At 34.3% G+C, this 12,099-nt stretch carries 13 protein-coding genes; all 13 read right to left on the bottom strand.

The features are described from left to right. Positions 1–1,806: S9 family peptidase (locus ACIQ2S_RS06895; RefSeq protein ID WP_396174300.1), on the bottom strand; the 1,806-nt coding region annotated here is incomplete at its 3' end. A gap of 83 nt (positions 1,807–1,889) precedes the next feature. Then, positions 1,890–2,747 carry an ATP synthase F1 subunit gamma gene (gene atpG, locus ACIQ2S_RS06890; protein WP_396174298.1) on the bottom strand — a complete coding sequence of 286 codons (858 nt, stop codon included), beginning with the start codon at positions 2,745–2,747 and terminating at the stop codon, positions 1,890–1,892. Positions 2,748–2,821: 74 nt separating this feature from the next. Then, positions 2,822–4,399 (bottom strand): F0F1 ATP synthase subunit alpha, encoded by a 1,578-nt coding sequence (gene atpA / locus ACIQ2S_RS06885; protein WP_396174296.1) that lies wholly within the window; start codon positions 4,397–4,399, stop codon positions 2,822–2,824. Positions 4,400–4,422: 23 nt separating this feature from the next. After that, a complete protein-coding gene (gene atpH / locus ACIQ2S_RS06880; RefSeq protein ID WP_396174303.1) occupies positions 4,423–4,956 on the bottom strand; it encodes an ATP synthase F1 subunit delta in 534 nt (177 codons plus the stop codon). After that, a complete protein-coding gene (locus ACIQ2S_RS06875; protein WP_396174294.1) occupies positions 4,956–5,456 on the bottom strand; it encodes a F0F1 ATP synthase subunit B in 501 nt (166 codons plus the stop codon). Before ACIQ2S_RS06875 ends, atpH begins: the two co-directional genes overlap by 1 nt. Positions 5,457–5,540: 84 nt before the next feature. Further along, positions 5,541–5,732: an ATP synthase F0 subunit C gene (atpE, locus tag ACIQ2S_RS06870; RefSeq protein ID WP_078212011.1), complete on the bottom strand. Its 192-nt coding sequence runs from the start codon at positions 5,730–5,732 to the stop codon at positions 5,541–5,543. Positions 5,733–5,765: 33 nt separating this feature from the next. Continuing rightward, positions 5,766–6,914, bottom strand: a complete 1,149-nt coding sequence (atpB, locus tag ACIQ2S_RS06865; protein WP_396174292.1) for a F0F1 ATP synthase subunit A — start codon at positions 6,912–6,914, stop codon at positions 5,766–5,768. A gap of 117 nt (positions 6,915–7,031) precedes the next feature. Further along, on the bottom strand, positions 7,032–7,430 hold the full coding sequence (locus tag ACIQ2S_RS06860) for a hypothetical protein (RefSeq protein WP_396174290.1): 399 nt from the start codon (positions 7,428–7,430) through the stop codon (positions 7,032–7,034). Then, positions 7,427–7,654 carry an AtpZ/AtpI family protein gene (locus tag ACIQ2S_RS06855; RefSeq protein ID WP_396174288.1) on the bottom strand — a complete coding sequence of 76 codons (228 nt, stop codon included), beginning with the start codon at positions 7,652–7,654 and terminating at the stop codon, positions 7,427–7,429. The genes ACIQ2S_RS06860 and ACIQ2S_RS06855 overlap by 4 nt, the downstream gene beginning before the upstream one ends. Further along, complete coding sequence (locus tag ACIQ2S_RS06850) at positions 7,623–8,030, bottom strand: polymer-forming cytoskeletal protein (RefSeq protein ID WP_396174286.1); 408 nt, start codon at positions 8,028–8,030, stop codon at positions 7,623–7,625. Before ACIQ2S_RS06850 ends, ACIQ2S_RS06855 begins: the two co-directional genes overlap by 32 nt. 2 nt (positions 8,031–8,032) lie before the next feature. Beyond that, a complete protein-coding gene (locus ACIQ2S_RS06845; protein ID WP_396174284.1) occupies positions 8,033–10,837 on the bottom strand; it encodes a gliding motility protein in 2,805 nt (934 codons plus the stop codon). Between the two features lie 165 nt (positions 10,838–11,002). Beyond that, positions 11,003–11,698 carry an ABC transporter ATP-binding protein gene (locus ACIQ2S_RS06840; protein WP_396174282.1) on the bottom strand — a complete coding sequence of 232 codons (696 nt, stop codon included), beginning with the start codon at positions 11,696–11,698 and terminating at the stop codon, positions 11,003–11,005. Between the two features lie 27 nt (positions 11,699–11,725). Continuing rightward, on the bottom strand, positions 11,726–12,099 hold a 374-nt coding region (locus ACIQ2S_RS06835; protein ID WP_396174279.1), incomplete at its 5' end, for a DUF5687 family protein.

Raw genomic sequence — 12,099 nt, 5'->3', positions numbered from 1 at the left:
TCCATCACTTCCGCGGTAATCAATATCTAAAACCGTGTAACCCAAATCGGTTAAGAGATTGTGAAACATATATTCACGATGATAACTGCTCCAAAAATGATGAGCATTTTGCAAATAACCGGCTCCATGTACAAAAATGATGGCTGCTTTGTTTTTATTTTCCTCTTTTGGTTCATAGAGTCGAGCATATACATTTGAACCATCTTTTGCTTTGATGGTGACAACTTCGGGCGATTTCCAAGAATAACTAGCAAACATTTTGGTGGTTGAAAATGTAATTTGCTGCAAAGTCGTGTTCGATTTGTTATCGGCAACATACAATTCCCATGGTTTGTTTTTGGTCGAATAACGCACTAATAGAGTTTTTTCATCCGGAGATAATTCCACTTCATGTGCTCCTTCTTTGGTAAGAATTGGTATCATTTTTTGAGAAGCGATATCTAATTTATAAAACTCACGATTACCGGGATGCGTTGTGTTGGTGGTGATATAAAATGATTTTCCGTCGTTGGATAGTTTTGCATCTCGAACCTCCCATTTACCATTTGTCAGTTGCGTTTTTTGCTTGGTTTTTACATGTAACAAATACAAATGCGAAAATCCTGTGGCTTCCGATTGAAAATAAACAGTTTGATTGTCTTTTAGAAATCCTAAAGTTCCATTTCCAGAGGCATACCCGGGAATTCCGGGTCCGCCAATCCAAGCTTCGTCGTGCTGATGATCCAATTCAGTAATTGTTCCGGTATTCAAATCTAATTGCACAATCCAACGGTCTTTATTGTCTTGGCTACGAATATTCATTACGGCCAAACTTCCTTCCTTGTTATAAATCGGAGCTTGCATCACAATTGCTTTTTCCGTTTTTCCCTTTTCCTTCAGATTGTCATATTCCTGAAAGTACTTTGGATACTCTTTAATTCCTGTTAGATTAGAAAATGAAACGAAATAAACCGTGTCTTTTTCAGTATTAATAATACCTAACTTGTGTTTGTTCAAGTTGTTTATTGAGACTTTTGCTCTCGCATTACTATTTCTCGTGTAACCGTCGTCTGTGATAAAATTTTCAACTTTTGTAGACGTTGTTGGAGAATAATCCGATTGTCTGAAGGTTACAAATTTACTGTTTGGCGAAGGCGTGATTTGCTCAATAGATGATTTATCAAAAAAATACTCTTTCGGGAAAATTTCTTTATTTTTTTCTGATTTGTCTTTGTTCCACTCTTTTTTAGCTTCCTGATCTTTAATAAATTGAAACAATTCCTTTTGTTGCTGACTTAAAAAAGTATCTTCCGATTTGGTTTCTGATGATTTATTAGAAGTGAAATTGGTCAATTGATTCAATGAAAAATCATCCATATTCAAACGATACAAATTTCTGTTTTGTTGAAAAAATAAAATGTTTGGCTGATTGCTTCTTGTGATGTTCGAAATTCCTTGTGTGGATTGAATAATTTTCTTGTATGTTTTAGACTTCTTATCATAACCATACAAAACACCACTTTTGGTATAATAGTATTTTTCAAATTCTTGTTGTGACTCGAAATTTTGTTCAGTAAACGTTTCATCTCCCATAAAAACTTCAGGCGATTTCATACCTTTCTTCCAAAAATAAGTACTGCTTCCTTTTTCATTTTTTGGATTCCAATCAAAATATACGGTGGAACCATCAATTGACCAGCGATGGTTTTCCGGCTGATGACCAATAAATTCATCACCTTTCATAATTTCAGAAAGCGATAATGTTTGAGAAGACAGAGAAATGGAAGTTAAAAGTAAAAATGATAAAAAGAAGATACGATGTCTCATTCGAATAAAATTTATATTCTCAAAGATATAAAATAAAAAAGTCACGCTATTCACGTGACTTTCTTAAATGTATGTTATTTTACTTATCCTTTCAACGCTTCTGCTCCACCAACAATCTCAAGGATTTCGTTAGTAATCGCAGCTTGACGTGCTTTGTTATAAGTTAATTTTAATTGATTTCTTAATTCCGTTGCATTGTCTGTTGCTTTGTGCATCGCGGTCATACGAGCACCATGTTCGGAAGCAAATGAATCGCGAATGGATTTGTACAATTGCGTTTTCAATGATTTTGGAATCAAAGTCAACACAATTTCTTCTTTGGATGGTTCAAAAATATAATCGGAACTTGCAGTTGCAGCACCCACTACTGGAGCTAAAGGCAAAAACTGTTCTGTTTGAACAATTTGCGTAGCCGCATTTTTGAACTGATTGTAAACCACTTCAATTTTGTCATAATCTCCTGAAATAAATTTTTCAGATAATAGATCAGAAATAGCCGCTACATTATCAAAAGTCAAATGATCAAAAACCTCACTTTTATTTTCAATTACTGTATGTGTTTTGCGTAAAACGTCGTTTCCTTTTTTACCAATAGCAAAAATATCTACTTGTTTTCCTGCATAAGAATCAGCAACTACTTTCACTTGTTTGATCACGTTGGTATTAAAAGCACCACACAAACCTCTGTTGGATGTAATTGCTACAATTAATACTCTGTTTACCTCACGTTGTGATGTATAATCTCCACCCACTTCGCCTTCCATCGAAGCACTCAAGCTTTGAAGAATCTCAGTCAATTTTTCGGCATAAGGTCGCATTGCCGTAATGGCATCTTGAGCCTTTTTTAGCTTAGCTGCAGAAACCATTTTCATAGCCGATGTAATTTGCATCGTCGATGAAACGGAAGTAATTCTATTACGTATTTCCTTTAAGTTTGCCATTTTTTTAGTATTAAGATTTAAGTACTAAGTATCAAGACGTCTTAATTCTTAATACTCAGTACTTAATACTTTTTTTAGTTATATTTCGCTGAAACTTCTTTTGCTGCATTGTCTAAAACATCTGTAATTTCGTCTGTGAATTTACCTGCTTTTAATGCATTCAAAGTATCTTTATGCTTGTTGTTCAAGTATTCTAAGAAGTCTCTTTCGAATTCTTTTACTTTTACAACCGGAACGTTTCTTAATAAGTTTTTAGAACCTGCATAGATAATCGCTACTTGGTCTTCCACTTTGTAAGGATCGTTTACCGCTTGTTTTAATATTTCAACGTTTCTTTTTCCTTTTTCAATTACGTTTAAAGTAACGGCATCCAAATCTGAACCAAATTTAGCAAACGCTTCCAATTCACGGAATTGAGCTTGGTCTAATTTCAATGTACCTGCCACTTTTTTCATTGATTTAATCTGAGCGTTACCCCCAACACGAGATACCGAAATACCAACGTTAATTGCCGGACGAACCCCTGAGTTAAACAAATCACCATCTAAGAAAATCTGACCGTCTGTAATCGAAATTACGTTGGTTGGAATATACGCAGAAACGTCACCCGCTTGTGTTTCGATAATTGGTAAAGCTGTTAATGAACCACCCCCTTTTACGATTGGACGTAAAGATTCCGGTAAATCGTTCATGTTTTTAGCGATATCATCATCAGCAATCACTTTTGCAGCTCTTTCTAACAATCTTGAGTGAAGGTAGAAAACGTCTCCAGGATATGCCTCACGTCCCGGTGGTCTTCTTAATAAAAGAGAAACCTCACGGTAAGCAACCGCTTGTTTAGACAAATCGTCATAGATAATTAAAGCCGGACGTCCTGAATCACGGAAATATTCTCCGATTGCTGCTCCGGCAAATGGAGCATATACTTGCATTGGTGCAGGATCGGAAGCATTTGCTGCTACGATAATCGTATAAGCCATTGCTCCTTTGTCTTCTAATGTTTTTGCAATTCCGGCAACAGTTGACGCTTTTTGACCAATTGCTACGTAGATACAAAACACAGGTTGACCTGCATCATAAAATTCTTTTTGATTCAAAATGGTGTCAATACAAACAGTTGTTTTACCTGTTTGACGGTCACCAATTACTAACTCACGTTGACCTCTTCCTACCGGAATCATTGCATCAATGGATTTGATACCCGTTTGCAATGGTTCAGTTACCGGCTGACGGAAAATTACTCCGGGAGCTTTTCTTTCCAATGGCATTTCATAAAGATCTCCGCCGATTGGTCCTTTGCCATCAATTGGATTTCCTAAAGTGTCTACTACACGACCTACCATTTGCTCACCTACTTTTAGGGAAGCGATACGTTGTGTTCTTTTTACTGTAGAACCTTCTTTAATACCTGTTGAAGGACCTAACAATACTACCCCAACATTGTCTTCCTCCAAGTTTAATACGATCGCTTCCAATCCGTTGTCGAATTGCACTAACTCTCCGTATTGAGCATTTGATAAGCCGTAAACACGAGCGATACCATCACCCACTTGAAGTACTGTTCCTACTTCTTCTAACGATGCACCTGATTCAAAACCAGATAATTGTTTTTTTAATATTGCTGAAATTTCAGCAGGTTTAATTTCCGCCATTATGATATATCTTTTTTGGAATATTAATTACTAAACTCTCTCTTTAATTCTTGCAATCTGTTGGCAACAGATGCATTGTATTGTTGGTCACCTATTCGTAAAATAAAACCTCCAATAATTGATGGATCTATTATATTTTCGATGGTGATTTTACTCGTTGAAAACTCTTTGATCTTCGCTAAAACCTTAGCTTCTAAATCAGGAGTAATAGGAAAAGCGGTAGTTACTTTAGCTACTTCAATTCCATTCAATACATCGTGTTGAGCGTTGTATTGTCGGGCAATTTCGGCTAAAATTTCAAAACGTTTGTTTTCCTTAAGCAATAAAAACAATCCTTTGGTGTCCGGTTGAACTGCAGCAAAAATTTCAGCAATAACTGTATATTTTTGTTGTGGTTTTACCACTGGACTGATTAAAAAATGTTGTAACTCTTCGTTTGAACTTACGGTAGTTAAAATCAATTTCATATCTTGATTCACCGCATCAGCTCTTCCGTTGGAAACAGCATTTTCTATTATTGCTTTCGCATATCTAATCGCAGCTCTTGACATACGGATTAATTTAATTTAGCGTCACCTAACATTTTCTCGACCAATTTGGTTTGAGATTCTTTGTTAGACAATTCGTCTCTTAATACTTTTTCTGCAATTTCTAATGACAAGGTTGAAACTTGATTTTTCAACTCAGCCATTGCTGCATTTTTTTCACTTTCGATAGCGGCTTTTGCCTGAGCAATCATTTTCTCACCTTGCAATTGAGCTTCTGATTTTGCATCGTTAATCATTTTTTCTTTGATTTCACGAGCTTCTTTCATCATCGCATCACGTTCTGCTCTTGCTTCTGCTACTAATTTTTCGTTAGAAGATTGAAGGTTTAACATTTCTTTTTTTGCATTTTCAGCTGAAAGTAATGCATTTCTGATTCCTTCTTCTCTTTGGTTAACGGCATCTAAAATTGGTTTCCAAGCGAATTTTCTCATTAAGAAAATCAACCCGATGAAGATGACAAGCATCCAAAAAAACAAACCAAGTGAAAACTGTTCTATTAACTTATCCATTTATATAAATAATTTAGAAAATTTTAATTTTTTTAAAAACAACAGTTATAACCAACCGTTATAACTGTTGTTGATTTTTTTGGATTAAGATGCGAATAACGCAGCGAAACCGATACCTTCAATCAAAGCAGCTGCAATAAGCATAGCTGTTTGAATTTTTCCAGAAGCTTCTGGTTGACGAGCGATAGCATCCATTGCTGAACCACCAATTTTACCAATACCTAAACCAGCACCGATAACGATTAATCCTGCTCCTACAATTGTTGGAATTTGCATAATGTATATATATTTAATTAAACATTCAATTTATTAATGATGTCCTTCTTCATGATGATGCTCTTCATTCGCAGCACCAAAATATAAAGCAGACAACATTGTGAAAATATAGGCTTGTAAAGCCGCAACCAAAATTTCCAACAATGATAACGCAAAAGCTAAGAAGAACGACAAGCTACTTCCTAACCAGTTTTTGAAAATAAACATCAAACCAATGATACTCATTAATACTACGTGACCTGCAACAATATTTGCATACAAACGTATCATCAATGAAAACGGTTTAATAATTGTTCCTAATAATTCAATTGGAGCTAAAATTACTTTCATTGGTGTTGGAACACCCGGCATCCAGAAAATATGTCCCCAATAATTTTTATTAGCTGTAAATGTTGTAATTAAGTACGTTAAAATAGCAAGACCTGCAGTAATAGCGATATTACCTGTAACGTTTACCCCAAGAGGTGTTAATCCGAACATATTTAAAAACCATACAAAGAAAAAGATGGTCAATAAATAGCTCATGTACTTTTTGTAATTCTTGTGTCCAATATTTGGAATTGCAATATCATCTCTAATATACAAGATGATTGGCTCAAAAAATCTACCTGCTCCTTTAGCAATTCCGCCATTTTTTGCATACGATTTCGCCAAACTTGAAAATAACCATAACATTAGTAAACTAACTACTAACATCATGAAAACGTTTTTAGTTATTGATAAATCAATTGTTGGCTTTGCGTTGGTCACATGATGTTCTGCATCATATTTAATTGTTCCTTCAGCATCGGTTTTATAAATTTTCCCATGGTATAATTTATAAAAGTTTCCGTTGCTTTCGGCAACTGTTTCACCATGATGAAATTTTGATGACATGAAAAACTGAACACCATTATCAACTAAAATAACTGGTAATGGAAACCCAATGTGGTGTGCTACTTTTGAATCATCTTCCCAAGAAAACAAATGAAAATCATAACTATCCAATAAATGGTGGTTAATGTATTCTTTGATTTCAGTTTTTAAATCTTTTGGTTCTTCTGTATGATGTGCTTCCGTTTCAGAGTGAACAGCAACTGTTTGAACAGCAGTAGAATCCGGATTACTTGCAGCAGCTACCAACGGTAAAACCGATACTAGCAAGGCAACTATAAAATGAAGTGGTTTTTTTGAAATCACCATATTGATTTAACTTAACTATTAGGGTTTCTAAAATTTGGTGCAAAGGTACATTTTTTCTTTATTCTGCAAGTGTATTAAAATTATTTTTTTTGAATACTACGCACCATAAACAGTTGATTATTGTTTTTTGTTTAATAATCGGATCGTAATCAGGGTTTCAATTGCTAAATAAAGAATGAATATGAAAAAAAAGTTTGCTTGCTCAATCGTATTTTCTGTTGGAGCATTTAAAATGGGACGAGCTATAAAATAAGAGATAGCCATTTTTATCGTTGTACAAACAAGGAATGTCATTCCCGTGTTATCAAAATTCTTTTCGGAAACTTTTACAATCACAAAAAGAATGATTTTTGAGAAGATAATATATAATAGGTATAAAAAAGGGATCGAATAATAAAAATCTTGAGCGGCACTTTCTAAGGAGGGCTTTTGAAAAATCAATAAATGAACAAGGAAAATAGGAATTACAATTAGTAAGTATTTATAAACATTCCATAGTTTTTTTAGAGCAATCATTCTTCTTTGCTTAATTGATTTACTTGTCGATAGACGTTATACAAAGCTAAAAAAACACCAATCATCGTAAAAATTTTGGTGTTTGAATCGTTTACATTCCCATACTTTTCATCTAAATACTGTCCGAGATATGCAAAAAGAAAAATCACCACACCCATTTGTATAGGAATGTTGATGAGTTGTAACCATTTATTAAGCGGTTTTTTCTTCGGTTCGTTCGGCATTATTGGGTGTTAGGTTTTTAACGTTTGGCTTCATGGTGCAAGTGGCCGTAAAAATGGCTCCGGGTTCAACAGCCAGTTTTCCACAAACAACCTCACCAAGTATGGTTGCTTTTGCTTTGATGCTTAGAATTTCGGTTACTTGAATTTTACCCTCAAATTTCCCTTCGATATCCAGATTTTTACAAACAATATCGCCTTTTACAAAGCCTGCAGGACCAATGACTAATTTTCCATTGGAATGAAAATTACCGATTAACTCACCATCCAATCTAAAATCGGCTTGTGAAACAATATCTCCTTTTAACTTTGTGCCTTCTACAATTCTATTTGTTTTGCCTAATAAATCGGTGTAGGAGTTGGTGTCTTTTTTAAACATAATTATCCTTTTTTTGGTTCGCCTTTTGGCGGTGTTATTGATCCTCGCGTATCTTTTGATGGCTGCGGATCGTCTCTCATTAATTCACTATTTTGTTTTACTTCCTTCGGAACAGTTTTGGCCTTTGAAGGTTTTGCTCTCGGAGCTACATTTTCAGGCACTTTTTGATTGGTTACTTCCTTTGAAATGACCGGAGCAAAATTCTTTTTTGGTGCCGGAACATAATTCGGATTTAAATAATCCTTCAAATTCTTTTTAATTTGAACAACTACATAATTTTCATTAGAAATTACAATGGCCGGCTCAGTGATTTTGTATTCTTTGTATTCTTTTAAAATTGAAACAATTTCTTTGGCGTCAGATTCCGTTTGGATGCCATGCATCACCAAAAAGTTTTGCTCCATCGTATAAATATCGATTGAAGTTTTCAAACCTTTCAAGCCACGGTCTTTAATGAATTTATTGACTTTCTCAATAAGTACTTTTGTTTTTTTATCTTCTAAATTATCGGCTTGGTATAAAATTTTATAACTTAATGGATCATTTTGATTAAAATCTAAACTTTCTAACTGCGGCAACCTATTGTTTAAAAATGATTCGGCTTCTTTTCCTTCCGAAACATTTGGATAAGTTAATGCCACATAGTTCAGAGCAGTTTTGTATTCACCCAATCCTTTTAATTTTCCAATATCATTTGCTTTTAAAAATTCAATTTTCGGAACAATTTCATCGCCTGTAAATTTATCAATAGCTTCGTCTGTTTTAGGTAACAAATTTCGATAGTCCCCTTCTTCAAACATTTTATACAATTGAGCGTATGCAACAGCCGGATTGTCGTCTATAGCTGCATCGCCGGAAACTTGATTGGTTAAAATTTGAGTATACCGTGAATTTGGGTACTGACTTATAATTTGATTTTTAATTGCCACCGCTTGACTAGGATTTATAATTTCGTATACCTTATATAAATTATACAAAGCGGGCAGTACCAACCGTTCTTCCGGATTACTGTCTAATAACAATTCAAATCGATTAGCGGAAAGTTGATATTCTTTGAATTTCTCCTTATAAATTACACCCAATTGATAATATGCAAAATTGCGTTCGTCGGCAATACTGTCAATTTCAATTTGAGAACTTGGAATTTGACCGGTATAAAATGCCGATGTAAATCTCGGGTCAATTTTTTCTGGATTATCATCTAGTGGGTCCGTATTGAAGACAACTTCCTCTTCTGCTTCTTCAATTAATTCCTTTGGTTGATTGGTAGCAGAAATACGCCAATATCCGTCCGGTTTTCTTTTCCCCCATCTTTTTACAAAATCCAGCTTTCCTTGAGCAACGGTTGCGGAATTGTAAAAATAAAAGGTGTTACCTGAAGCAGAAGTGCCGCCCGGTTTAGGTAATTGTGCAATAGAATTATTTGTGTTTTGAGCAAATGGATTGTCTTCCGATTGAGTTTGCTGAGCCTGTTCGTCTTTTTGCTTTTGCAAAATTTCGTCTTCATTCTTTTTTATATTTTCAATATATTTTTCAAAATAAGCCACCCTTTCCGGTTCCGAAAGTGAAACGATTTTTAAAATACTGTCATTTCGGGTAACAATTCCTTCATATTTAATGACGTCATCTAGATTAAGTCGCTTTTTTTTAATGGCATTATATTCTCTGGTTCTTGGTGTTAAGCTTACCAAAGTACTGTCATAATAATTTCCAGCCAATCGATATTCTGCATTGTAAAAGTAGATTTCAGCAATATTACGATAATTGGATGCAACGGTATATTTATCGTTTGTTTGATAGTCTAACGAGTTGTTATAATTAAAAACTGCTTCTTTATCGTTCTTTTGTTTGTCATAAAAGAGGCCTTTTTGATGAAATAAAGCATCTAAATAAGGTTTGTTTTCATACTCGTCAATCAATTTATTGTATTCCTTAAGAAAAGCTACAGTATCTCCTGTTTTAAAATCAAACTGCTTAGCTTGTTGAATATGTGCATGCACAAGATAGGATCTAGGTGATTTCCGCTTCATATCGATTACCGATTGATAGGCTGCAAAGGCACTATCCTGATAATTTTGTTTTTCGTAAAGCTGACCTAAAATATATTTATACCTGGCTTTTTCTTCGTTTGATTTGGTAAATTCTGTGGCCAATTTAATGCTCTTAACAGCATTGTCAACATCATCTAAATTCAAATAAGCTTGGGCTAAACTGGCATGAGCGTCTGAAAAAATTTGATCTTTGAATTTGATTTCGTTTAATAATTTCGTCAAATTGTTCACTGCCAACGCATCGTTTTCCAGACGAATATTTGTTTTCTCTCTCCAGATTTTTGCCTCATAAATTTTACTACTGCTCGGATATTTGTATAAAATATAATTAAATGCCTCCAAAGCCGGAAGAAATCGTTGCGAATAATAGCGTGATTTGCCTAAAAGTAAGTGGGCTTCGTCAATTTGCGGATTTCGTTCGGTACCACCAATTAACATGGAACGTTTTTGAATGGCTTTGATAGCTTTGTCTTCCGAACGTTCAAAATTGGGATCACTTGCTTTTGCAGCTTCTAAAACTTCTTCTGTAACTTGTAATCGTTCTATGGGAAGCATTTCCCAATAATTATCCGTATAATTTAGTTTTAAATCGGTAATTCCCTTTTGTAGAGCTATATCGCCATTATAGAGTACATTGAACTCTGTATTTAAAGCTTGAAAATTCCTGTTGACAAACTTGTCTTTTTTAGTAGAACAAGCAATCAAAAAAAGAAAAAAAAATCCGTATAGAGTATATTTTAAGGTACTAATTTTCAAAGCAAAACATTTATAGGAGATAACTAAAAAGTACTGTTTTTAGTATATCTAACGGGTAAAAATACGTTTCTTTTTGAAATTGAGAAAACGAATGAAGATTTTTTACAGACAAACACCTCTTGTTTCTGATTTCTTAGAAAAAAGAGGTGTTTGCTTTATTGTTGACTAAGCCGCAAAAAATGCTTCTAATTCTTTCAACGTTTCCGAAGAAGGAATTAAATCTTTTACAATTTCTCCCTTTTGAAGAGCAACGATTCTGTTGGAAACCTCAACTGTGTGCTGCAAGTCGTGACTGGAAACTAAGACCGTTACCGATTTATCATCTGCCAATTCTTTGATAATTTTTTTCAAACGAATTTGCGTTGTTGGATCTAAATTAGCAAAAGGCTCGTCTAAAATAATGACTTCAGGTTCGCCAATTAAAGCAGCAACAATTCCCACTTTTTTGGAATTCCCTTTGGATAAGTCTCTTAGATATTTTTTATTTTGTAAAATTTCACCGTTAAAGAAATCTTCATATTTTACTAAAAAAGCATCCACATCCGCTTTGTTCCAACCTCTTAATTCACCAATAAAATAAAAATATTCTTCGGGTGTTAAATAACCGATTAAAAAGCTTTCGTCAATAAAAGCGGATGTAAACGGTTTCCACTGTTCACTGGTATGAACTTGGATGGAATTACTGGTTATTAAACCAGTGGAGGGTTGAATCAAATCTAACAACAAACTGAAAAAAGTGGTTTTTCCGGCTCCGTTATTTCCTACTAATCCAAAACTTTCGCCTTTTGGAATTTCAAGATAATCAATGTTTAAGACGGTTACACCGTTGTAGGATTTGGTAAGGTTTTGAACTTTTATCATGGCTATATCTTTATATTACGGAACTAATTAATTTTTTTGCTTATACGCTGCAATGGTTTCGTATTTCTGCTTTTGATAGATGTTTTCAATCATGTTGAACACTTTGCCTTTTAAAGCAAAACCGGCTATTCCCGCTCCTGCAACAAATGCAAATCCAACTAAATCACTAAAAAAATAATTCCCGACAAAGTACAAAGCAACAGGCAAGATAATTTGAGGAATAATCAGCAAAAAGGTTTTAAAATTAAATGCTTTTTTATCGCCAAAAGCGTTCTTATTACTTGTTAAATCAATAGGCGTTCGGGTAAAAGCTCCCGCTAAAAGCACAATGTAGGCATTGATTCCAACATTATAGAAAGCTACTGCAATTACCGCCAGATAAACTTTCCAACCAAAAAATA

Source organism: Flavobacterium sp., from assembly GCF_044371705.1.
Lineage (GTDB): Bacteria > Bacteroidota > Bacteroidia > Flavobacteriales > Flavobacteriaceae > Flavobacterium.
This window is presented reverse-complemented; position numbering and strand designations above follow the sequence as displayed.